The sequence below is a fragment of the Actinacidiphila epipremni genome, from assembly GCF_012034175.1.
GTDB classification, from domain to species: Bacteria; Actinomycetota; Actinomycetes; order Streptomycetales; family Streptomycetaceae; genus Actinacidiphila; species Actinacidiphila epipremni.
Genome location: NZ_JAATEJ010000017.1, coordinates 153,927 through 176,026, shown reverse-complemented (window position 1 = coordinate 176,026; position 22,100 = coordinate 153,927). Strand labels below are relative to the sequence as shown.

Sequence of the window (22,100 nt, the reverse complement as noted above, 5' to 3'; positions counted from 1 at the left end):
CCGGCCGTCATATTTTCACAAGGGCGCCCCTGCTCCTGCCCTGAGTCCGCGCCCCGCGGCGGCTACTGCGCCGACGGCCCCGGCTTGTCGTCCTCGGCAGGCGGCTCCTCGGCGGGCGGCTCCGCGGCCGGCGGCTGCGCGGTGGACGGCCCCTGCGTGGCGAAGACCAGGCGCCCGTCGGCCACGTCGACCGTGACCCGGCCGCCCTCGCCGACCTTGCCGTCCAGCAGCAGCCGGGACAGCCGGTTGTCGACCTCGCGCTGGATCGTCCGGCGCAGCGGCCGGGCGCCGTATTCGGGCTGGTAGCCGTGCTGCGCGAGCCAGTCGACGGCGGCGTCGGTGAAGGTCACGGTGACGCCCTGGGCCTGCGTCAGCCGCCGGGTCTGCTCCAGCAGCAGGTCGGTGATCTGCCGCAGCTGCTCGGCGCTGAGCTGGCGGAAGACCACGATCTCGTCGATGCGGTTGAGGAACTCGGGCCGGAAGTGCTCGCGCAGCGGTCGCAGGATCTGCTCGCGCCTGGCCTCCTCGTCGGCGTCCGCGTCGCCGCCGGAGCCGAATCCGATGCCGGCGCCGCGCCGGGCGATGACGTCGGAGCCGAGGTTGCTGGTCATGACGATGACGGCGTTGGTGAAGTCGACCGTGCGGCCCTGGGCGTCGGTGAGCCGGCCGTCGTCGAGCACCTGGAGCAGGATGTTGAAGACGTCCGGATGCGCCTTCTCGACCTCGTCGAGCAGCAGCAGCGAGTACGGGTGGCGGCGCACCACCTCGGTGAGCTGCCCGGCCTCCTCGTGGCCGACGTAGCCGGGCGGGGCGCCGACCAGCCGGCTGACGGTGTGCCGCTCCTGGTACTCGCTCATGTCCAGCCGCACCATGCGGTCCTCGCTGCCGAAGAGGGCCTCGGCGAGGGCCCTGGCCAGCTCGGTCTTGCCGACGCCGGTGGGGCCGAGGAAGAGGAAGCTGCCGATCGGGCGGTCGGGGCTGGCGAGCCCGGCGCGCGAGCGCAGCACCGCGTCGGAGACGACGGCGACGGCCTCGTTCTGGCCGACCACCCGCTGGTGCAGGTGCTCGGCGAGGCCCAGCAGCCGGTCCTTCTCCTCCTGGGTGAGGCTGCTGACGGGGATGCCGGTCTGCCGGGAGACGACCTCGGCGATCGCCTCGGAGGTCACCTCCAGGTTCTGGCCCTCCTCGGCCCGGCCGTCCCCGCCGGCCTCGGTGATCCGCCGCCGCAGCTCCGCGATGCGGTCGCGCAGCTGGGTGGCGCGCTCGTAGCTCTCGTCGGCGACGGCCTGGTCCTTGTCGAGGGTGAGCTGCTCGGCCTCGCGTTCCATCGCCCGTACGTCAGTACCCTTGGTGCGGGCCCGCAGCCGTACCCGGGCGCCGGCCTGGTCGATCAGGTCGATGGCCTTGTCGGGCAGCCGGCGGTCGGTCAGGTAGCGGTCGGACAGCTGCACGGCGGCGTCGAGCGCCTCGTCGGTGTAGCGGACCTGGTGGTGGGCCTCGTAGCGGTCGCGGAGGCCGCGCAGGATCTCCAGGGTGTCGGCGGCGGTGGGCTCGGGGATGAGGACCGGCTGGAAGCGGCGGGCCAGGGCCGCGTCCTTCTCGATCCGCCGGAATTCCTCCAGCGTCGTGGCGCCGACGATGTGCAGTTCGCCGCGGGCGAGCGCGGGCTTGAGGATGTTGCCGGCGTCCATCGAGCCGCCCTCGCCGCCACCGCCGGCGCCGACGACGGTGTGCAGCTCGTCGATGAAGACGATCAGCTCGTCGGAGTGGGCGCGGATCTCGGAGACGATGGTGTTCAGCCGCTCCTCGAAGTCGCCGCGGTAGCGGGTGCCGGCGACGACGCCGGTCAGGTCCAGCGCGACGACCCGGCGGCCCAGCAGCGTGTCGGGGACGTCGCCGTCCACGATGTGCTGGGCGAGCCCCTCGACGACGGCGGTCTTGCCGACGCCGGCGTCGCCGATCAGCACGGGGTTGTTCTTGCCGCGCCGGGAGAGCACCTCGATGGTCTGCTCGATCTCGGTGTCGCGGCCGATCACCGGGTCGATCCGGCCCTCGCGGGCGAGCCCGGTCAGGTCGCGGCCGTACTTGTCCAGGGTGGGCGTGCCGCCGCCGGCCTGCCCGGGCCCCGCGACCGGGCCGCCGCCCTGCCGCTGCGCCCCGGCCTGCCCGGGCCCGGCGGGACCGGCGCCCTGCTCGGGCGGTGGGACCGGCGGGCCGAAGCGGGCGGCGCCCAGCATGTGCCCGGCGTACGACTCGGGGTTCGCGGCGAGCGCGCCGAGGACATGCTCGGGGCCGATGTAGCCGGCGCCGCCGGCCCGGGCCAGCTCGTGCGCGTCCAGCAGGGCGCGCTTGGCCGCCGGGGTCAGGGACAGCGACATCGGCCCCGGCTCCTCGTGCGGCTGCACGGGCCCGGAGCGCTCGTCGATCTGCGACGCCAGCGCGTCCGGGTCGGCGCCGGCCCGGCTGAGCAGGTCGCGCGTCGGCCCGGCCGCGAGCGCGGCCCGCAGCAGGTGCTCGGTGTCCAGGTCGCGGCTGCCGTGGTCGGCGGCGTACTGCGCCGCGCCCTCCACGAGCTCGCGGGCCGGCCGGCTGAGCAGCCGGCCGATGTCGACCTGCCGGGGCGCCGGATTCCGGCCGCCGAAGAACCGGGCGAAGAACTCGCCGAAGGGGTCGTCTTCCTGGCCCATGAAACCGCTGGTCATCGTAGTTTCCCTCGCTGACCTCGCTGACGACTGGCTTCCCGCCGCGTACCCGGGTGGGCGGCGCTCATGCGTCGATCGCGCGGCGGGATCTTCCGGGCATGTCGGGCGCGGTGTCATGGGAGGGACCGGACCCCGCGGGCCGGGCGCCGGGCCCGGCGCGGGCGGGCGCCGGGCCGGCGGCGCGGCTCGCGGCTCAGTCGGCGGCCCGGCGCCAGGCGAGCAGCAGCAGCGCGAGCGCGCCGGCCGCGGCGAGCACGGCGGCGCGGTTGTCGCGCGCGGCCCGGGCGCCGAGGGCCGCGGCCTGCCGCAGCTCCCCGGTCGTGACCGCGGCCCGTTGCCGGAGCTCGGCGGTCTTCTCCCGGGCGCGGGCGGTGACGTCGGCCTTGGCGGACAGCGCCTCGATCGTCTCGCCGAGTTCGAGGCGGGTCTGCTCGACCTGCTCGCGCACCTGCTCGGGCGTGTCGGCGCCATGCGCGTCGCTGCCGCCGTGGCCGTCGTGGCCGTCGTGGCCGTCGTGGCCGTCGAGCCTTCTGGGGGTGTCGGCGGGCTGTCCGCCGCCGGAGGGGGTGTTCATCGGTGGGCACTCTCCTTGATCTCCGCGACATCGGCCCGGACGCCGGCCATCGCCTGCTCGGGGGCGGGCGGCGCGGCCTGGGCGAGTTGCTTCCTGCCGGTCATGGCCAGCACCGCGGCGAGGGCGCCGAGCGCGGCGGCGACGACGAGCGCGCCGGCCCACACCGGCAGCGCGAGGGCCAGCGCGGCGATCGCGGCGGCCACCAGCGCCTCCAGCATGAGGAACCCGACGACGCCCATGCCGCCGAACATCCCGGCGCCCAGGCCGTAGTGCTTGCCCTTCTCCTTCATCTCCGCCTGCGCCAGGCGCAGTTCGCCCCGGACCAGCTCTGTGAGCTGCCGCGAGGCGTGCTGCACCAGCTGGCTCACCGGCTCGTCCGCCCGCGGCGGCCCCGCCGACCGCCCGGCGAGCGGTTGCGACTGCGTGTTCGACACGGCATCCACCTCTCCGTCGTCCTGCGTACGCTGCGCCGGCGCGATGACCCGCACCGCACCGGCCGTCACGCGAACGCGTACCCCGTGACGGGCAGTTACGCCTCCCGAGCTGCCACCGGCCCCGCGCGGGCGCGTCAGCCGCCGGTGACGACCGCGGTGAGGCGCACCAGGCGGGCGATGCCGAACTGCAGCATCAGCGGCAGGGTGTGGGCGGCGGTGACGCCGTGGGTGGCGGTCAGCCGGATGGTGGGGCCGGGGGCGGCGAAGGTCACCGTGCTGCCGGGCTGGAGGAGGATTCCGGCGCTGGTCATCGAGCCGTTGTCGCCGGTGGCGGCGCCGGTGAGCCGGCCCCTGCCGCCGTCGGGGGTGGCGACCATGTCGAGGTGCTCGGGCAGCCCGGTGCCGTTGCGTACGGTCATGGTCACGGTGCCGCTGCCCGACGCGTCGAGGTGGGCGACGGCGTGCGTGATGGTCAGGTCGACGTCGGGGGCCACCACGTGCACCTGCCCGGGGGTCGCGGTGCCGGTGTCCTGCGGGGCGGGGGCCTTCTCGGCGGAGTGGGTGCAGGCGGTGGCGAGCGCGGTCAGCGCGACCGCCGTCCCTGCCGTACGGACGAGGCGGGTGGTGCGGCGGGGAGAGGCGTGCGCGATCACCGTTGCATCATGCCAACCCCCGCGCGGACGGCCGTCGGCGCCCCCCGCCCGGCCGGCCGGCGGGCGGCCCCGGGGCTCCCGGCGCGCGCGGGCGGTGGCCGTCGCGCGGCGGTAGCGTGAGCACATATCCGCCCGGAATTAATAAAGCCGACCAAGCCGATCAAAGGGACATCCCATGGTCACCATGCAGGCAGTGCGGGGGCACGCGCGGGGCGGGCCGGAGAGCCTGTCGTACGAGACGGCCCTGCGGCCGGTGCCGGACGAGGGCGAGGTCCTGGTGGCCGTGCGGGCCGCGGCGATCACGCCGGGCGAGCTGGACTGGGACGCCACCTGGACGGACGCCCTCGACGGCACGGGCCGGGACCGGACGCCCGTGGTGCCGGCCAAGGAGGTCTCGGGCCGGGTGGCCGAGCTCGGCCCGGGCGTCGCGGGCCTGACGGTGGGGGACGCGGTCTTCGGGCTCATCCCCTTCACCCGGGACGGCGCGGCGGCGCAGTACGTCGCGGTACCGGCGGGCGTGCTGGCGGTGCGGCCCAGGGCGCTCGACGACGAGGCCGCCGCCGCGCTGGCGCTGGCCGGGCTGACGGCGTGGCAGGGGCTGCGCGACCACGGCGGGTTGACCGAGGGCGCGCGGGTGCTGGTGCACGGCGGCGGGGGCGGGGTGGGCTCGCTCGCCGTGCAGGTCGCGGTGGCGCTCGGCGCGTCGGTGGTCGCCACGGCCGCGGCCCGGGACGCCGGCTTCGTACGCGACCTGGGGGCGGAGCTGGTCGTGGACTACGCCGAGGAGCGGTTCGAGGACGCCGTCGAGGGCGTGGACCTGGTCTTCGACACGGTGGGCGGGCAGGTCCAGGACCGCTCGTGGCAGGTGCTGCGGCCGGGCGGGACGCTGGTGAGCATCGTCGCCCCGCCGGCCGCGCCGGAGGGGAAGCACGGCGTCTTCTTCGTGGTGGAGCCGGACCGCGGCGCCCTCGGGCAGCTCGCCCGGCTCGCCGCGCAGGGGCGGCTGGCCCCGCGTATCGACCGGGTGGTGCCGCTGTCCGGCACCGCCGCCGCCTACGCGGCCCTGGAGCAGGAGCACCCGCGGGGCAAGATCGTCCTGCGGGTGCCCAAGGGCGGCTGACGCCCGCCGCGTCACGGCACCCGGTGCGCCGACCCGGCGCCGACCCGGGCGGCGTACCCGGCCAGCCCCTCCTCCGTGTCGCCGGCCCAGCCGACGTAGCCGTCGGGGCGGACGAGGAAGACCCCCGTGCCGTACTCCGGCGGGGCGTCCGGGCCGGTGGTCAGGAGGGTCCAGTGCGGGCCGCGGTAGGCGTCGAGGAGCCGGACGCCCGCGACGGCGGCGTCCGGCGCGCGGTCGCCGGCCCGCAGCGGGCCCGGGGCGGGGCGGGTCTCGGCGCTCAGGGACGAGGTGCGGTAGCCCAGGCCCAGCTGGCGGGTGGCGGCGCCGCGGGTGGCCTCGCCGCGGTGGATGCCGGTGGACAGCCCCAGCATGTCGGCGGCGACGGCGCGGCGCTCCTCCTCGTAGCTGTCCAGCAGCGCGGCGGGCGCCCGGCCGGCCAGCACCGCGCCGAGCTTCCAGCCGAGGTTGTACGTGTCCTGGACGCTGGTGTTGAGGCCCTGGCCGCCGGCCGGGGAGTGGACGTGGGCGGCGTCGCCGGCGAGGAAGACCCGGCCGTCGCGGAAGCGGTCGGCCAGCGCCGCCCGGGGGCGGAAGTCGGAGGCCCAGCGCACCTCGGTGACGTCGTCGGCGGCGAGGTGGGAGCGGGCGGCGACCAGTTTCCGTATGCCGTCCAGGGTGAGGTCGACCGGGTGCCCTTCGGGGAACTGGGCGACGAGCTGGAAGTCCGCGACGCCGGCGAGCGGGCAGATCACCATGAAGCCGGTGCCGTCGCCGCCGGGGAAGATGTGCCAGTTGTCGCGGTCGAGGCCGGCGACGCGGACGTCGGCGACCAGCATCGGCTGCGGGTCGACGGTCTCGCCGGTCATGCCGATGCCGAGCGCCCGGCGCACGGCGGAGCGCCCTCCGTCGGCGGCGACGACGTATCCGGCCCGGATCTGCCGGCCGCCGGCGAGGTCCACGGTCACGCCGTCGGCGTCCTGGGTCAGGCCGGTGACCTCGTGGCCGAAGGCGACGGTGCCGCCGAGCTCTTCCAGCCGGGCGTGCAGGATCTGCTGGGTGCGCCATTGCGGCACCATCCACGGCTCGGTGTACGGCGAGGTCTCGTCGGCGTCGGCGGGCTCGAACATCGCGTGCTCGGCGACCTTGCGGCCGTCCTGCCAGATCGCGCCGAGCGGGTAGGAGCCGCCGGCGGCCAGGATGGCGTCGATGACGCCGAGGTCGTCGAAGACCTCCATCGTGCGGGGCTGGATGCCCTTGCCGCGCGAGCCGGGGAAGAGCCCGGCGGCGCGCTCGACGACCAGCGCGTCCACGCCGCGGCGGGCGAGGTCGATGCCGAGGGTGAGCCCGCTCGGGCCCGCCCCGACCACCAGGACGTCCACGTGCCCCCGTATCTGCGCCATGCCATGCTCCTTAATGACGTTAAGTTCCGTTGGCCGCCACGATGCCCTTAACGCCGTTAAACTGTCAAGCGTGAACGCGAAGCCACGGGTGCCGCTCGATCGCAAGCGGGTCGCCGACGCCGCCTTGGACCTGCTCGACACGGTGGGCCTGGACGGTCTGACGCTCAGCGCCATCGGGCGCGAGCTGGGCGTCAAGGCGCCCGCGCTCTACTGGCACTTCAAGGACAAGCAGGAGCTGCTCGACGAGATGGCCACGCAGATGTACCGGCGGATGGTCGCCGGTACGCCGCTGGATCCCGCCGACACCTGGCGGGAGCGGCTGCTCAAGGCCAACCACGGCCTGCGCGACGCGCTGCGCCGCCACCGGGACGGCGCCCGGGTCTTCAGCGGCTCGCGCTTCACCGGCGACGACCACGTGGCCGCCATGGAGGACACCCTGCGGCTGTTCACCGCGGCCGGATTCACCCTGCCCCAGGCGGTACGGGCGACCTCCACCTCGTATCTGTACACGCTCGGCTTCGTCATCGAGGAGCAGGGCGTGCAGCCGATGCCGGACGAGCGGCGCGAGGGCTTCGACGTGGCCGAACGCGCCCGCAGGATGGCCGACTTCCCGCTGGCCGCGGCGGCGGGCGCGGAGATCTTCGCCGACTACGACCGGCACTTCGCCGAGGGGCTGGACGTGGTCCTCGACGGCATCGCCGCGCGCTACGGCATCCCCTGACGCGGCATCGGCTGCCGCGGGGTCGGGAACCGGCCATGGGCGTGGCGGGTCTTTGCTGTCGTCCGGCCGCCCGGACCGGGTCGCCCAGGGTTGAGACGAGGAAGACATGAAGCGCCGTTCGACGAAGTACCTGACCGCACTCGCCGCGATCGCGCTCGCCGTGGCCGCCCTGTCGGGGTGCGCCAGCGACAAGCGCGGTACGGGCGACTCCCCCGTCGCCAACCACCGCGGCGACGACAGCCCCGCGGACGTCACCAACTTCCCCGACCACTTCGCGAACATCGCCACCAAGTGCGTGGCCGGCGCCCCGGGCTTCCGCGCCTTCGTCACCACCCGCGAGGCGGCCCCGGTGATACTCGCCGACCCCGCCTGCAAGGGCTAGGCACCGGCTGCTAGCCCAGGGTGCGCAGCACCTCGGCGACGTTGGCGCGGGAGGTGCGCAGGGCCTTCAGGGCGGCGGCGTAGGAGGCCGGGTGGGCGGCGATGTCGGCGGCCTGCTCCTGCGCCTGCACCGTCTGCCAGACCTCGACGGTGTGGTGGCGCAGCTTGCACGCGACGTCGGCCGCGGCGGTGGCGCGCTCGCGGGGCGTATGGGCGGTGTTGCCGTCGCTGCCGCGGGACCAGGCGGGGTCGGAGTACGCGGCGACGGGGTCGGGGTAGCCGGGGAAGCCCTCCGCGGCCATGCACCGGGACCACGCGTCCCAGGCCGCGCGCAGCCGCGGGTCGGCCTCGGCCTGCTTGCCGATTTCGACCGCGCGGCTCGCCGGGCGGACCAGGCCGCCCTGGACGTCGACGCCGCGCAGCAGCCGCGTGCTCGCCTGCCTGGTGCAGGAGGCCCAGTCGGTGAACTCGTCGCCGGTCATCCGGCGGCCCTTCGGCCGGTCGGCGGCGGCGACGGCCGGGTCCCAGCCGTAGCCCCAGCGGCGGGCGGCGGCCGGGTCGAGGACGCCGTAGTCGGTGGCGACCGCGGTGAGGCCGAGGCTGGTGCCGGGCATCTGCGGGTCGAGCGGGAAGCCGGGGTGGCCGCGGCCTGCCATGCACTGCCGGACCAGCAGCGCCGTGGCCTGCTGGGACCGCCGGTCGTCCGCGGCGGTGGAGCGGTAGCGGTCGGCGGGCAGCGGGCGGACGTCCACCGCCGTACGGACCGCCGCCGCGCGTTCCGGTCCCGACGCGCACACCGCCGCGACCAGCGCGACCCCTGTCGCGGCGCCCATGCGCCATCCCCGCCCCATGGCCGCCGATGCTACCCGGCGCCCCCGACCGGGACCGGACGGGGTGTCAGCTCTCGTCGGCGCGGGTCAGCGCGTCGGCGATCATCCGGGTGGCGAACTCCCGGTCCTCGGTGAGCCGGTTGATGTGCTCGGCGAGCAGGAAGGCGGTGGCCTCCAGCGGGCGCATCTCCTCCTTGGTCCAGAACCCGTACTGCTTGCGCCACAGGCTCGGGCTCAGGCCGGTGCCGGCGGCGACGACCAGGGCGGTCATGGTGGGGACGGTCTCGGGAGGGACGGTGCGCATCATGGTCATGGTGGACACGAGATGGGGCACGACGTATTCGATGGGGTCCTTGTCGTGGTCCTCGTAGGCCATCCGCAGCCACCGCATGAACATGTAGATGAGCGTGCAGGCGCCGTCCAGGACGGCGCTCGCCCCGCCCGGGCCGAGCGAGGCGGCGAACTGGTCGAAGAGCTCCTCCTCCTCGGCGTCGACCTCGGTCTTGTTCTCGTAGAGGGCCCGCAGCCTGGAGTCGATCATCATCAGCGCCGCCCCCACGTCGCCGGCGGGAGCGTGCTGGGGGTCGCAGGGTGATGCCACAGGGGTCCTCCTCGGTTGACCGTGGGTCGCGCGGCGTATCCGTACAGTAGCCTGCCGGGGCGCGCGGGTCCGGTGGATTGCGAGGAAGGGCCCGGGGCACTGCGGGCGGGCGGTCAGTCCTTGAGGAAGGCCAGCAGCTCGTCGTTGAAGGTGTCGTTGAACGGCGGGACCATGGCCAGGCCGTGGGGGGCGCCCGGGAGGACCTTCAAGGTCGCGTCCTCGACGATCTTCGAGGACTTCTCCGCGGCGGCCACGATGGGCACGATCTGGTCGTCGTCGCCGTGGATGATCAGGGTGGGGACGTCGAACTTCCTCAGGTCCTCGGTCAGGTCGGTCTCCGAGAACGCCTTGATGCAGTCGTAGGCGGCCTTGATCCCGACCTGCATGCTCCACAGCCAGAAGGCGTCACGGACGCCCTGGGAGACCTTGTTGCCCGCGCGGTTGGCCCCGTAGAAGGGCTCGCTGAGGTCCTTCCAGAACTGCGAGCGGTCGGCGGCGACGTTCGCCCTCAGCTGGTCGAAGACATCGACCGGCAGGCCCTCGGGGTTGGCGTCGGTCTTGAGCATCAGCGGCGGGATCGCGCTCTGCAGCACCGCCTTGGACACCCGGTCCGTGCCGTGCCGGCCGATGTAGCGGGCCACCTCGCCGCCACCGGTGGAGTGGCCGACCAGGATCGCGTCGCGCAGGTCCAGCTCCTCGAACAGGGCGGCCAGGTCGTCGGCGTAGGTGTCCAGGTCGTTGCCGTCCCAGGTCTGGCCGGAGCGGCCGTGGCCGCGGCGGTCGTGGGCGACGGCCCGGAAGCCGTGGTCCGCGACCAGCTTCATCTGCGGGTCCCAGGCGTCGCCGTTGAGCGGCCAGCCGTGGCTGAAGACGACGGGCCGGCCCGTCCCCCAGTCCTTGTAGTGGATCGGGGTTCCGTCTTTCGCGTGGATGAATGGCATGCTGTCGATCCTTTGAGCTCGAAGCTGCACGGGATGGACGGTGGGCCCGGCGCCGGGCGCCCTGCGGGCGCACCGCACCCCAAAGGGGACTTATCCGAGCATATCGACCATCCGGGTGACCGGCATCCCCCAGTGGTGCCGTCAGGTGTCCTGCCCGGCTTCGACGGGCGCCGGCGCGGCGCCGGGCAGCGGGTCCGCGGCCGGCGGCGGAGGCGCGGTGCCGCCTCGGCGCGGGAGCTTCGCGGTCAGGTGCCGGGCGACGGGCTCGGTGAAGCGGGCGGCGACGGGCCCGAGCAGGACCAGCAGCAGGACGTACGCGGTCGCCAGCGGCCCGATGCGCGGGTTGACGCCCTCGGCGAGCCCGGCGATGACGATGGAGAACTCGCCCCGGGCGACCAGGGCGCCGCCGGCCCGCCAGCGCCCCGCGGGCTTGATGCGGGCGCGCCGGGCGGCGAGGTAGCCGGTGGCGACCTTGGTGAGGGTGGTCGCCACGGCCAGCAGCAGGGCGGGCACCAGGACCGAGGGGATGTCGGCGGGGTCGGTGCTCAGCCCGAAGAAGACGAAGAAGACCGCCGCGAAGAGGTCCCGCAGCGGGCTGAGCAGGCTGCTGGCGCCCTCGGCGACCTCGCCGGACAGCGCGATGCCGACCAGGAAGGCGCCGACCGCGGCGGAGACCTGCAGCTGCTGGGCGACGCCGGCGACCAGCAGCGCCAGGCCCAGCACGACCAGCAGCAGCATCTCGGCGTTGTCGGAGGACACCGCGCGGCTGATGATCCGGCCGTGCCGCAGCGCGACGTAGAGGACCGCGGCGACGGTGCCGAGCGAGATCAGCAGGGTCAGGCTGCCGCCGGCCAGGCCCACCCCGGACAGCAGGGCGGTGAGGATGGGCAGGTAGACGGCCATGGCGAGGTCTTCCATGACCAGTACGCCGAGGATCACCGGGGTCTCGCGGTTGCCGAGCCGGCCGAGGTCGCCGAGGACCTTGGCGATCACGCCGGAGGAGGAGATCCAGGTGACGCCGGCCAGCGCGACGGCCGCGGTGGGGCCCCAGCCGAGCAGCAGCGCGGCGGCGGCGCCGGGCAGCGCGTTGAAGACGAAGTCGACCGCGCCGGACGGATACTGCGTCTTGAGGCTGCTGACCAGCTCGGACGCGCTGTATTCGAGGCCGAGGAGCAGCAGGAGCAGGATGACGCCGATCTCGGCGCCGGTGGCCACGAAGTCCTCGCTGGCGCCGAGCGGCAGCAGCCCGCCGTGGCCGAAGGCGAGGCCGGCCAGCAGGTAGAGCGGGATGGGCGAGAAGCCGATCCGGCCGGCCAGGCGTCCGAGGATGCCGAGGGTGAGGACGATGGCGCCGAGTTCGATGAGCAGTGACGTGTCCTGCACCCGGTTACCCTCCCGCGATCAGCGTGGCGACGGCGTTGACGCCCTCGCGCGTTCCGACGACGACCAGGACGTCGCCGATGGCGAAGCGGAAGTCCGGGGTCGGTGAGGGGAAGGCGCCGGTGCGGCGCAGCACGGCGACGATGGACGCGCCGGTACGGGTGCGCGCCTGGGTGTCGCCGAGCGGCCGGCCGGCGTAGGGGCTGTGCTTGGAGACCGGGATGCGCTCGGTGACCAGGTCGATCTCCACCTGCTGGCGCACCGCGCGCAGCGAGTCCGGGACCAGGACCTCGGCCAGGGCCGCGGCCTCCGGCGGGGCGAGGGTGACGGTCTCCTTGCAGCTGTCCTCGTCCTCGGGGTCGTGGATGCCGATCGTGCGGCGGCCGTCCAGGTGCACGACGACCGACACGTGGTGCCCGGCCTCGGTGTCGAGATCGACCCGCGTCCCGACTCCTGGCAGTGCGACCTTGCGTGTGTGGCTCAACCCGCCCATGAGGGACCCCTCGACTCGACCTCGGACACCAGGACTGACTCCATAGTAATGAAATGGTCAAGTTTCCTGGACGGCGGGGTGCGGCGGCGGGGTCCCGGGGGCCGGCGGCGGGTGGGTCAGGCCGAGCGGTGGTGCCGGTGGTGGGCGCGGGCGAGCAGGTCGTGGATGTGGTGGCCGAGCTCGTCGGGGTCGGCGAGCGGGCGGGCGAAGGGCAGCCGGGCGTCGCTGTGGCCGTCCGGGCGGTGCAGGCGCAGCACGATGCCGTAGCGGTCGAGGGCGAGCGGGGTGACCCGGGTGACGTCGATCAGCCGGCGGACCGTCAGCAGCCGGGCCAGCGCCTCGACATGCTCGCGGTGCTCCTCGGCCAGGTGCAGCAGCAGCCGCGCCTCGGCGGTGGCCATCGGGTCGGGCCGGGCGGCGAGCAGGTCGGCGGGGGCCACCAGGCGGCGGGTCCCGCCGGCGTCGAGGGCGACACCGCGCACGTCCACCCGCAGCCGTACGGCGCCGGCCTGCATGGCGGGCTCGGGCGCGTGCAGCCGGCCGACGATCCGCACCTGGGCGCGGACCCGGTCGCGTACCGGGACGGGCGCCAGGTCGGTCCACTCCAGCGCCGCCGGTACGCCGACCGCCGGGCCGCAGGCGGCTTCCGCGGCGGTGTGGCTGTCGGCGGGGACCCGCAGCCGCAGGGCCTCGCCGAACTCGGCGACGACGCCCGCCATGAAGTCCTCATGGGCTCCGTTGGCGGTCACGGCGGCGGAGCCGGCGGTCGCGAGGATGCTGCGGACCTGCTCCGCGGCGGTGGGTTCGCAGGGCGCGACGGTCCTGGGCACAGAGTCTCCTTTGCGACTTAGGTAAGCCTAACCTTAGCCACTGCGGAGTCGCGGTGCCATACCGCGTCCGGGTGAACGGCCCGCGACTGCCCGGCGCCTGCCCCCGGGTCGGTCCACGGTCGGTGCGCGGTCAGTCCGCGGCGACCCGGACGACCGTGCCGTCGGTGAGGGCGACCAGTTCGGCGAAGGTCAGGGGCACCACCGTGTGCGGGGTGCCGGCCGCGGCCCAGAGCGTGCCGTAGGGGCGGAGCGCCTCGTCGACCAGGGTGCGCAGGCGCGCCGGGTGGCCGACCGGGGAGACGCCGCCGATGGCCTGGCCGGTGATCGTACGGACCTGCTTCGCGGTGGCCATCGCGACCGTCCCGGCGCCTGCGGCTGCCGCGAGCAGGGCCGGGTCGGCGCGGTGCCGGCCGCTGGTCATCACCAGCAGCGGGGCGCCGTCGGCCAGGAAGAGCAGGCTGCTGGCGATCGCGCCGACCTCGCAGCCGAGGGCCGCGGCGGCTTCGGCGGCGGTGCGCGTGGAGTCGGGCAGCTGCCGGACCCGGGCGGTCAGCCCGGCGTCGGCGAGGTGCTGCTGGACGATACGGCTCCGCTCGGGCAACTGGTGCTCGTCAAGCATTCCGGTCGGTTCCTTCCTCGCGGGTCGCGGGATCGCGTCGGTCTTGCCGGTGTTCTCAGGGGAGGTCTCGGGTGGCATCCCGCCGGGGGTAGTGCATGAGCAGGACGACGTCCGCCGGGCCGCCGAGTGCCTGGAACCGGTGCGGCAGGTCGCCCGGGTAGCGGTGGCTGTCGCCCTCGGCCAGCTCGCGGGTGCGGCCGGCGGCGCCGACCCGGACCGCGCCCCTGACCACCGTGACGGTCTCCTCGACGCCGGCGGCGTGCGGGGCCGAGTCCTGCACCGCCGGGGCGAGCGCGGCCCGGTAGACCTCGACCAGCCGGTCCCCCAGCGGCCAGCTGGTGAGCAGCACCGCGGCCACCGAGTCGCCCCGGGCGGGCGCCGCGGCCGGCGGCGACTCGTCCGGCAGCAGGGCGCCGAGCGGGGCGTCCAGCGCGGTCGTGAGGGCGAAGAGCGTGTCGAGCCGGGCACCGCGCCGGTCGTTCTCCAGCTCGGAGATGGTGCCCTTGCCGACGCCGCTGCGCCGCGCCAGCTCCGACAGCGAGCACCCGCGCGCGTCCCGCAGCCGTCTCAGCCGCGACCCCAGTGTCTCCGGCACACCGCCTCCCGTTCTGTTAACAGAACGCATGCTACGCCATCGGCCGCTCGCGGCGGCCCGCGCGGGCCGCCGGGATCAGTGGGCGGTACCGGTGCGGGCGTAGCGGCCCGGGGCGATGCCGACGACGCGCTTGAAGTGGCGGGTGAGGTGGGACTGGTCGTAGAAGCCGACGGCGCCCGCCACCTCGCCCGGCGGCCGGCCGGCCAGCAGCAGGCGGCGGGCGAGGTCCACCCGGCGGGCCATCAGGTACTGGTGCGGGGCGATGCCGAAGGCACCGCTGAAGGCCCGCACCAGGTGCGCGGGGTGGGCGTGGACCAGCCGCGCCGCGTCCTTCAGGGTCACGCCGTCGCGCACCCGGGCGTCGAGGAGGTCGCGCAGCTCCTGGGCGACACCGCGGTCCGGCCCGGCGGGACCGCGGGCGAGCCGGGGCCGCAGGCATCCCCGCAGCCGTTCGCTGACGAGGGCAAGCCTGCTCTCCGCCTCCAGCTCGTCGCCGCGGCGGGCGAGCGCCTGGTGCAGCTGGGCGACGCGGCGGCGCAGCAGCGGGTCGGCGAGGTCGGGGCCGTCCACCGCGGGGCCGATGAACCGCTCGTCGAGCTGCGTCATGTCGAGGTAGAGCACGCGCTTGCGGAAGCCGTGCGCGGTGGCGGGCGAGCCGTTGTGCGGGACCTGGGGCGGGAGCAGGCTCACGGTGTCGGTCGGGGTGCCGCGCTCGTAGCGGTCCAGGTCGTAGCGGACGGCGCCGTCGTCGACGATCAGCAGCGTCCAGGCGTCGTGGACGTGCATCGGGTAGGCGTGCTCGGTGAAGTGGGCGTGGAAGACCTCCACGACACCCGCGACCTGCGGGCGCCACGCGGAGATCTCCTGCCGGGGCGTCACGCAAAGAACGTACAAGACACCGGTGGCGGGCGCGCCGCAGCCTGGGGGGCATGAGAACCGAGCACGAGACTGCCACCGCAACCGCGACCGCGACCGTAACCGCCACCGGAACCGCGACCGTGAGCGCGCCGGGGACCGCCGGCGGGACCCTTCCCGCGGACGGGGCCGGGGGCGCGCCGGTGCGCTTCGACACCAAGATCGCCGTGCTGCTGCGGGACGACCTGGAGGTCTGGCAGCGGCTGAACGTGACCGCCTTCCTGGTCAGCGGGCTCGGCACGGTCGCGGCCGAGGTGGTCGGCGAGCCGTACGCGGACGCCGACGGCACGGCGTACCTGCCGATGTTCCGCCAGCCGGTGCTGGTGTTCGAGGGGAGCAGGGAGACGCTGACGGCCGCGCACGGCCGGGCGCTGTCGCGGGCGCTGCCGGTGGCGGTGTTCACCTCCGACCTGTTCCGTACCGGCAACGACCGGGACAACCGCGCGGCGGTGCGGGCGGTGCGCGGGGACCTCCTCGACCTCGTGGGGATCGCCGTCCACGGGCCGCGCAACGCGGTGGACAAGATCCTCAAGGGAGCGCATATGCACCCCTGAGCAGCCGGGGGGCGGGCCGCCGGACGGCGGCTTCCTGCGATGACATGAGGATCGGACGGTTACTGACCAGGAGTGGAATCCGGGCCCGCTCCCCCGGCCCGCGCGTTTGCCGCCGCGGATCGGGGGCACCCCGGCAGGGTTTGTCCCTGCGAATCGTGGAGTGTGGGAATGGCGGTCAGGACCGAGGAGGCGGCACGGGCTCGCACGCCGGTACGGGAGCGGTCGCCGGGGAAGATCCTGGCGGACTGGCTGAGCACGACCGACCACAAGAAGATCGGGCACCTCTACCTGATCACGTCGTTCGGCTTCTTCCTCTTCGCCGGTGTGCTCGCACTGCTGATGCGGGCCGAACTGGCCCGGCCCGGCCTGCAGTTCCTGTCCAACGAGCAGTACAACCAGCTGTTCACCATGCACGGCACGGTGATGCTGCTGCTGTTCGCCACCCCGACCTTCGCCGGGTTCGCCAACGCCGTGATGCCGCTGCAGATCGGGGCACCGGACGTGGCCTTCCCGCGGCTGAACATGTTCTCGTACTGGCTGTTCCTGCTCGGCGGCCTCATCGTGGCCGGCAGCTTCCTGACGCCCGAGGGCGGCGCCGACTTCGGGTGGACGGCGTACGCGCCGCTCAACGCCCAGATCCACACGCCCAGCATCGGCGCCGACATGTGGGTCATGGGCCTGGCGCTGGCCGGTTTCGGCACCATCCTCGGCGCGGTCAACTTCATCGCCACCATCATCTGCATGCGCGCCCCCGGCATGACGATGTTCCGGATGCCGATCTTCGTGTGGAACATCCTGCTGACCTCGGTGCTGGTGCTGCTGGCCTTCCCGGTCCTGGCCGCGGCGCTGCTGTGCCTGGAGGCCGACCGGCGGTTCGGCGCGCATGTCTTCGACCCGGCCAACGGCGGGTCGATCCTGTGGCAGCACCTGTTCTGGTTCTTCGGCCACCCCGAGGTCTACATCGTGGCGCTGCCGTTCTTCGGGGTGGTGACCGAGATCCTGCCGGTCTTCTCCCGCAAGCCGATCTTCGGCTACGTCGGCCTGGTGGGCGCGACCATCGCCATCGCGGGCCTGTCGGTGACCGTGTGGGCGCACCACATGTTCGCCACCGGCATGGTGCTGCTGCCGTTCTTCTCCTTCATGACGTTCCTGATCGCGGTGCCGACCGGCGTGAAGTTCTTCAACTGGATCGGCACGATGTGGCACGGCTCGCTGTCGTTCGAGACGCCGATGCTGTGGTCGATCGGCTTCCTGGTCACCTTCCTGTTCGGCGGCCTGACCGGTGTCATCCTGGCCGCGCCGCCGCTGGACTTCCATGTCACCGACTCCTACTTCGTTGTCGCCCACTTCCACTACGTGCTGTTCGGCACGATCGTGTTCGCGACCTTCGCCGGCTTCTACTTCTGGTGGCCGAAGATGACCGGCAAGATGCTCGACGAGCGGCTCGGCAAGATCCACTTCTGGACGCTCTTCGTCGGCTTCCACACCACCTTCCTGGTCCAGCACTGGCTGGGCGCCGAGGGCATGCCGCGCCGCTACGCCGACTACCTGGCCGCCGACGGCTACACGACCCTCAACACGGTGTCGTCCATCGGCTCCTTCCTGCTGGGCCTGTCCACGCTGCCGTTCCTCTACAACGTCTGGAAGACCGCGAAGTACGGCAAGAAGGTCGAGGTGGACGACCCGTGGGGCTACGGCCGGTCCCTGGAGTGGGCGACGCCGTGCCCTGCGCCGCGGCACAACTTCCTCACCATGCCGCGGATCCGCTCCGAGTCCCCGGCGTTCGACCTGCACCACCCGGCGGTCACGACGCTGGAGGGCTCCCAGCACGGCGGTCGGCGGGATGCCTTCGAGCCGGGGAAGGGCCTGGCGACCCCCGGCGAGGGCGGGGAGGGCGACGAGCCGAAGCGCTGAGGCCGGCCCCGCGGACGGCGGGCGCTGGGGGCCGCCCGCCGCGGCGAGGCGCCGTTACGCGAGGTCGGCGTCGGTGGTCAGCGCCGGGTCGTCGGGGTCGCCGCCGGCGGCGACGGCCGCCTGGTAGGCCGCGATCACCTCGATGTCGCGCTCGTCGCTGGTGAGCGACTGCTTCCAGTACGCGGCGGCGTGCACCTGCGGTCGCGGCAGGCCCCATTCGTCCAGCAGGTGGCGGCGTACCGCGCGGACCGCGCCGGCCTCCGCGCCGATCCACGCCTGCGCGGCGGCGAACGGGCGGTCGATCTCCCGGACCGCCTTGTCCAGCAGGCCGTTGGCGGCGGCGGAGGCGCCGTGCCGGTGCAGCCACACCACCTCGGCGCCGGCCGGTGCGGCGAGGTCGATGTGGTCGCCCTCGTCCTCCACCTCCAGCAGCGCCAGGACCCGCGTGCGGTCCGGCAGCGACTCCAGGATCGCTGCGATCGCCGGCAGCGCCGCCAGGTCGCCGGCCAGCAGGTGCCAGTCCGCCTCGGGCGAGGCGAAGAACTCGTGCCGCGGTCCGGCGAGCCCCACCGTGTCACCCGGCTGGGCGCGGCGGGCCCATGCGCTCGCCGGGGTGTCGCCGTGCAGCAGGACGTCCACGGTGAGCTCGGCGGCGGCCGGGTCGTACGCCCGTACGGTGAGGGCGCGCAGCACCGGCGGTACGGCGCCGGGCGCGTAGCCGGGCATCCCGTCGTCGCCGGTGCGGGGCAGGTCGACCCGGCGCCGGCCCGGCGGCGGCAGCAGGAACTTCCAGGCGTCTGCGGGCAGCGCGTCCTCCTCCAGGCCGCGCAGGTCCGCGCCGCCCACCACCACCCGGCGGATCCGCCGGGTCAGCTCGGTGGCCGACACGACCTCCGCGGTGCGGACCCGGACCAGCGGGCGGGTCCGGCGGGTGCGCAGGCGCAACTCCTCCTGGATGGACGGCATGCGGTACTCCTCGCGAGCGGGCGCCCGCCGGCGGACGGCGACGGGCGGAACAGGGGCGGGATGGATCGGGGACGGGCGGAACAGGGACGGGGACGGCATCCTTGCCGCAAGTAAGGTATGCCTCACCAAAGTTGTTGACAACGTCGCCCCGGGAAGCGCCCGGCTCGACTCCCCCGCCCGGCGGCCGTACCGGCGCACCTGTATCGTGGGAGACCTGCGGTCGGCGAAAGCCCGGCCGCGCGGCGGTGGGGCCCGCCGTACCCGAACCGCGGCCTGGCGGCTGCCAACGGTCCCTACTTGCGGCTACGCATCCCTCGTCCGTCCGGCATGGGCGGGGGACTTCCGGCGAGTAGGGAGGACGTCTTGGGAGAGACCCGCGCCCGCGCGGCGAACGAACCGGCCGAGCCGGTCGAGCCGGCGGCGTCGGCGGAACCGGTCGACCCCGACATCGACCTGCACATCCCGGCACAGCGCCGCGAGCAGCTGCGTGCGCAGTGGCCGGTGGTCGCGGTGGTGTCGGTGGGCGGCGCGCTCGGCGCCATGGCCCGCTACGGGGCCGGCCTGCTGTGGCCGACGGCCGCCGGGACCTTCCCGGCCACCACCTTCGTCGTCAACGCGGCCGGCTGCGCGGTCATCGGGGTGTTCATGGTCGTCATCACCGACCTGTGGGCGGCCCACCGGCTGGTCCGGCCGTTCTTCGGTACCGGTGTGCTCGGCGGCTTCACGACCTTCTCCACCTACACGGTGGACATACGCAAGCTGGCCGACACCGGGCACCCGGGCCTCGGCCTGACCTACCTCGCCGCCACGGCGGTGACCGCGCTCGCGGCCGTGTGGGCGGCGGCGAACCTGACCCGCCGGCTGGTCGCCCGGGTCGCCACAGGGAGGCAGCGATGAAAACGACCGGCACCGCGCTCCGGCTGACGGTCTACGTCAGCGAGAACGACATGTGGCACCACAAGCCGGTGTTCACCGAGATCGTGCACCGGGCGCACGCGGCGGGCCTGGCCGGCGCGTCGGTCTTCCGCGGCTGCGAGGGCTACGGGGCCTCGTCCCTCATCCACACCACCCGGCTGCTCTCGCTCAGCGAGGACCTGCCGGTCGCGGTCGTCGTGGTCGACAGCGAGGAGCGCGTCCGCGCCTTCCTGCCGCAGCTCGACGAGCTGCCCGGGGCCGGGATGGTGACGCTCGACCGGGTCGAGGTGATCCGCTACGACGCGGACGGGGAGGGCGCCCGGTGAACTGGCTGCTGGTCGTCGCCGGCGCCATGGTCGGCGCCCCGATGCGGTACCTGACCGACCGGGCCGTGCAGTCCCGGCACGACACGGTCTTCCCGTGGGGCACCTTCACCGTCAACGTCGTGGGCTGCTTCGTCCTGGGCCTGGTCACCGGGTCGGCGGCCGGCCCGTCCGCGCACGTCCAACTGCTGCTGGGCACCGGGCTGTGCGGGGCCTTGACGACGTATTCGACCTTCTCCTACGAGACGCTGCGGCTCGCCGAGGACGGCGCCGGGTTCTTCGCCGCCGCCAACGTCGTCGGCAGCATCGTCGCCGGCCTCGGCGCGGCCTTCGCCGGCACCGCCTTCGCCCAGGCGCTCTGGGGCTGACGGGGCCCCGGCCCCCGGCCGGGCGGGCCGGGGGCCGGTGGGCGTACGGACGGGTCAGGTCTCGTCGGGCACGACCGCGACCGGGCAGGCCGCATGGTGCAGCAGGGCGTGGCTGACCGGCCCGAGGTGCAGGCCGATCGCGCCGTCGCGGCGGTGCGCGCCCACCACCAGCAGGTCGCTGGACGCCGACGCCTCCAGCAGCGGCGTCCTGGCCTTGGCCTCGACGGTGCCGGTGCGCACGGTGACCCGCGGGTGGCCGCGGCGCGCGTCATCCAGCGCCTCGTCGAGGGTCCGCCCGGCCTCCTCCTGGCCGGCCTCCCGGTCGGCGTCCCCGTCGGGGGTGCGCCAGGCGTGCAGGGCGTCGAGCCCGGCGCCGCGCGCCTGCGCCGTACGGAAGGCGAACCGGACCGCGGCGGCCGACTCGCCCTTACCGCCGACGCCCAGGGTGACCCGGCCGTACTCCCCGGCGACGTTGGCGTCGCCGCCGCGGACCACGACGACCGGGCAGGGCGCCTGGCCGGCCACCGTCAGGCCGGTGGAGCCCAGCAGCATGTCGGTGAGCTCGCCGCGCCCGCGGTTGCCGACGACGAGCGCGTACGCCTCGGGCGCCGCCCGCAGCAGCGCGCCGACGGCGTCGTCGGTGACGGCCTCCGCGGTGCACGGCACGGCCGGGCCCAGCCGGGCCACCCGCTCGCGGGCCGACCCCACGATGTTCTCGGCCAGCACCCGGTGCGCGCCGCGGCTCGTGCCGAGCCCGGGGGGCGGCAGGGCGTACTGGTCCCACAGCGACGCGTGCAGCACGCGCAGCGGCAGGTCCTGCCGCGCGGCCTCGGCGACGGCCCAGTCCAGGGCCCGCAGGCTGGCGTCGGATCCGTCGACGCCGACGGTCAGTGGCTTGTTCATGAGCGCACCCGCCTCCCGGCGCTTGGTTGCTCGGTCCCTTCCAGCGTGCGCCTGCCGGGCGCCGGCCGGCCAGGGCCGTCCGGGACACCGCCCGGGCCGAAGGGCCCGGGCCGCCCCGGCACGGGGGCCGTGTGCGACGAGGGCCGCGATGAGGTCCGTTCGGCCCTGGTGCCCGCCGGGCCGCGGAGGCGATGATCGGAGCGGAGGCGGCTGGTACGGCCGCCCGTACGTCAGGTGGAGGAGAAGCGACAATGGGCCGGCCACGGGAATTCTCCGCGCAGTCGCCGATCCGGGTGTTCCTGCTCGACGACCACGAGGTCGTCCGGCGGGGGGTGCACGACCTGCTGGACGGCGAGCCCGACATCGAGGTCGTCGGCGAGGCGGGCACCGCCGACCACGCGCTGGCCCGCGGCCCGGCCCTGCGCCCGGACGTCGCGGTGCTGGACGTGCGGCTGCCGGACGGCGACGGCATCACGGTCTGCCGTGAGCTGCGCTCGGCGATGCCGGACCTGGCGTGCCTGATGCTGACGTCGTTCGACGACGACGACGCGCTGCTGGACGCGATCATGGCGGGTGCCGCCGGCTATGTGCTGAAGCAGATCAAGGGCTCCGACCTGGTGACCGCCGTGCGTACCGTCGCCACCGGCCAGTCGCTGCTCGACCCGGCCACGACCGCGCGCCTGATGAGCACCCTGCGCGGCGGCGGCGAGCGGTCGGCGGGACCGGAGCAGCAGGCGCTGTCCGCGCTGTCGCCGCGGGAGCGGGAGATCCTGGGGCTGATCGGCGAGGGGCTGACCAACCGCCAGATCGGCGAGCGGCTGTACCTGTCGGAGAAGACCGTCAAGAACAACGTCTCCCGGCTGCTGGGCAAGCTCGGCGTGGAGCGGCGGGTGCAGGCGGCTGTCATCGCCACGCAGGGCGGCGCCGCCGAGGAGGGGCCCGGCCACCGCTGACCGGCTGTGCGGCGG

The 22,100-nt window shown here is 74.5% G+C and carries 25 protein-coding genes; 9 read left to right on the top strand and 16 right to left on the bottom strand.

The window, feature by feature from the left end; genetic code table 11:
• Positions 1-62 precede the first annotated feature (62 nt).
• The 4 genes from HCN08_RS21045 to HCN08_RS21030 all read right to left on the bottom strand — a co-directional run bounded on the left by HCN08_RS21045 (position 63) and on the right by HCN08_RS21030 (position 4,363).
• Positions 63-2,702: an ATP-dependent Clp protease ATP-binding subunit gene (locus tag HCN08_RS21045; RefSeq protein ID WP_167984722.1), complete on the bottom strand. Its 2,640-nt coding sequence runs from the start codon at positions 2,700-2,702 to the stop codon at positions 63-65.
• 193 nt (positions 2,703-2,895) lie between these two features.
• The gene (locus tag HCN08_RS21040; RefSeq protein WP_167984721.1) at positions 2,896-3,276 is read right to left on the bottom strand and encodes a DUF3618 domain-containing protein; all 381 of its coding nucleotides are present in this window, start codon (positions 3,274-3,276) and stop codon (positions 2,896-2,898) included.
• Positions 3,273-3,644, bottom strand: coding sequence for a phage holin family protein (locus HCN08_RS21035; protein WP_167984746.1), 372 nt, complete (start codon positions 3,642-3,644; stop codon positions 3,273-3,275). The genes HCN08_RS21040 and HCN08_RS21035 overlap by 4 nt, the downstream gene beginning before the upstream one ends.
• Positions 3,645-3,844: 200 nt before the next feature.
• Complete coding sequence (locus tag HCN08_RS21030; protein ID WP_240970278.1) at positions 3,845-4,363, bottom strand: hypothetical protein; 519 nt, start codon at positions 4,361-4,363, stop codon at positions 3,845-3,847.
• Positions 4,364-4,538: 175 nt separating this feature from the next.
• Between HCN08_RS21030 and HCN08_RS21025 the strand changes: the two genes are divergently transcribed.
• Positions 4,539-5,483, top strand: a complete 945-nt coding sequence (locus HCN08_RS21025) for an NADP-dependent oxidoreductase (RefSeq protein WP_240970277.1) — start codon at positions 4,539-4,541, stop codon at positions 5,481-5,483.
• Positions 5,484-5,494: 11 nt separating this feature from the next.
• Here HCN08_RS21025 and HCN08_RS21020 read toward each other — a convergent pair whose 3' ends face one another.
• Entirely contained in the window at positions 5,495-6,883 is a 1,389-nt protein-coding gene (locus tag HCN08_RS21020; protein WP_167984719.1) for an FAD-dependent monooxygenase, read from the bottom strand.
• 70 nt (positions 6,884-6,953) lie between these two features.
• Here HCN08_RS21020 and HCN08_RS21015 point away from each other — a divergent pair, with 70 nt between their 5' ends.
• The gene (locus HCN08_RS21015) at positions 6,954-7,604 is read left to right on the top strand and encodes a TetR/AcrR family transcriptional regulator (RefSeq protein WP_167984718.1); all 651 of its coding nucleotides are present in this window, start codon (positions 6,954-6,956) and stop codon (positions 7,602-7,604) included.
• A gap of 106 nt (positions 7,605-7,710) precedes the next feature.
• Positions 7,711-7,986 carry a hypothetical protein gene (locus tag HCN08_RS21010; protein ID WP_167984593.1) on the top strand — a complete coding sequence of 92 codons (276 nt, stop codon included), beginning with the start codon at positions 7,711-7,713 and terminating at the stop codon, positions 7,984-7,986.
• A 10-nt stretch (positions 7,987-7,996) separates the two neighbouring features.
• On the opposite strand, the gene HCN08_RS21005 is transcribed toward HCN08_RS21010, so the two are convergent.
• The 9 genes from HCN08_RS21005 to HCN08_RS20965 form a co-directional block, all read right to left on the bottom strand.
• Positions 7,997-8,818 (bottom strand): hypothetical protein, encoded by an 822-nt coding sequence (locus HCN08_RS21005; RefSeq protein WP_240970276.1) that lies wholly within the window; start codon positions 8,816-8,818, stop codon positions 7,997-7,999.
• A gap of 64 nt (positions 8,819-8,882) precedes the next feature.
• Positions 8,883-9,416: a hypothetical protein gene (locus HCN08_RS21000; RefSeq protein WP_167984717.1), complete on the bottom strand. Its 534-nt coding sequence runs from the start codon at positions 9,414-9,416 to the stop codon at positions 8,883-8,885.
• Between the two features lie 113 nt (positions 9,417-9,529).
• The gene (locus HCN08_RS20995) at positions 9,530-10,357 is read right to left on the bottom strand and encodes an alpha/beta fold hydrolase (RefSeq protein WP_167984716.1); all 828 of its coding nucleotides are present in this window, start codon (positions 10,355-10,357) and stop codon (positions 9,530-9,532) included.
• Positions 10,358-10,498: 141 nt separating this feature from the next.
• A complete protein-coding gene (locus HCN08_RS20990; RefSeq protein ID WP_167984715.1) occupies positions 10,499-11,740 on the bottom strand; it encodes a cation:proton antiporter in 1,242 nt (413 codons plus the stop codon).
• A 4-nt stretch (positions 11,741-11,744) separates the two neighbouring features.
• A complete protein-coding gene (locus HCN08_RS20985) occupies positions 11,745-12,230 on the bottom strand; it encodes a cation:proton antiporter regulatory subunit (RefSeq protein ID WP_167984714.1) in 486 nt (161 codons plus the stop codon).
• Positions 12,231-12,346: 116 nt separating this feature from the next.
• Complete coding sequence (locus tag HCN08_RS36640; RefSeq protein ID WP_167984713.1) at positions 12,347-13,060, bottom strand: DUF2470 domain-containing protein; 714 nt, start codon at positions 13,058-13,060, stop codon at positions 12,347-12,349.
• A gap of 130 nt (positions 13,061-13,190) precedes the next feature.
• On the bottom strand, positions 13,191-13,679 hold the full coding sequence (locus HCN08_RS20975) for a YbaK/EbsC family protein (RefSeq protein ID WP_167984712.1): 489 nt from the start codon (positions 13,677-13,679) through the stop codon (positions 13,191-13,193).
• 55 nt (positions 13,680-13,734) lie between these two features.
• Entirely contained in the window at positions 13,735-14,274 is a 540-nt protein-coding gene (locus tag HCN08_RS20970) for a helix-turn-helix domain-containing protein (RefSeq protein ID WP_206319017.1), read from the bottom strand.
• A 75-nt stretch (positions 14,275-14,349) separates the two neighbouring features.
• Entirely contained in the window at positions 14,350-15,153 is an 804-nt protein-coding gene (locus HCN08_RS20965; protein ID WP_167984710.1) for a helix-turn-helix transcriptional regulator, read from the bottom strand.
• A 50-nt stretch (positions 15,154-15,203) separates the two neighbouring features.
• Between HCN08_RS20965 and HCN08_RS20960 the strand changes: the two genes are divergently transcribed.
• Both HCN08_RS20960 and ctaD read left to right on the top strand, forming a co-directional pair.
• Positions 15,204-15,743: a DUF2000 domain-containing protein gene (locus HCN08_RS20960; RefSeq protein ID WP_167984709.1), complete on the top strand. Its 540-nt coding sequence runs from the start codon at positions 15,204-15,206 to the stop codon at positions 15,741-15,743.
• Positions 15,744-15,911: 168 nt separating this feature from the next.
• A complete protein-coding gene (gene ctaD / locus HCN08_RS20955; protein WP_167984708.1) occupies positions 15,912-17,657 on the top strand; it encodes an aa3-type cytochrome oxidase subunit I in 1,746 nt (581 codons plus the stop codon).
• A gap of 54 nt (positions 17,658-17,711) precedes the next feature.
• Here the strand turns inward: ctaD and HCN08_RS20950 are convergent, their stop codons facing one another.
• Entirely contained in the window at positions 17,712-18,623 is a 912-nt protein-coding gene (locus HCN08_RS20950) for a siderophore-interacting protein (RefSeq protein ID WP_167984707.1), read from the bottom strand.
• Positions 18,624-18,986: 363 nt separating this feature from the next.
• On the opposite strand from HCN08_RS20950, the gene HCN08_RS20945 reads away from it, so the two are divergent.
• The 3 genes from HCN08_RS20945 to crcB are packed head-to-tail and all read left to right on the top strand — an operon-like array spanning position 18,987 to position 20,229.
• A complete protein-coding gene (locus HCN08_RS20945) occupies positions 18,987-19,520 on the top strand; it encodes a FluC/FEX family fluoride channel (protein ID WP_407648851.1) in 534 nt (177 codons plus the stop codon).
• The gene (locus HCN08_RS20940) at positions 19,517-19,864 is read left to right on the top strand and encodes a DUF190 domain-containing protein (protein WP_167984706.1); all 348 of its coding nucleotides are present in this window, start codon (positions 19,517-19,519) and stop codon (positions 19,862-19,864) included. The genes HCN08_RS20945 and HCN08_RS20940 overlap by 4 nt, the downstream gene beginning before the upstream one ends.
• Positions 19,861-20,229 (top strand): fluoride efflux transporter CrcB, encoded by a 369-nt coding sequence (gene crcB / locus HCN08_RS20935; protein WP_167984705.1) that lies wholly within the window; start codon positions 19,861-19,863, stop codon positions 20,227-20,229. The genes HCN08_RS20940 and crcB overlap by 4 nt, the downstream gene beginning before the upstream one ends.
• 54 nt (positions 20,230-20,283) lie before the next feature.
• On the opposite strand, the gene HCN08_RS20930 is transcribed toward crcB, so the two are convergent.
• Positions 20,284-21,132, bottom strand: a complete 849-nt coding sequence (locus HCN08_RS20930) for a universal stress protein (RefSeq protein WP_167984704.1) — start codon at positions 21,130-21,132, stop codon at positions 20,284-20,286.
• 251 nt (positions 21,133-21,383) lie between these two features.
• On the opposite strand from HCN08_RS20930, the gene HCN08_RS20925 reads away from it, so the two are divergent.
• Positions 21,384-22,085: a response regulator gene (locus HCN08_RS20925; protein WP_167984703.1), complete on the top strand. Its 702-nt coding sequence runs from the start codon at positions 21,384-21,386 to the stop codon at positions 22,083-22,085.
• The last annotated feature ends 15 nt before the right edge of the window (positions 22,086-22,100 follow it).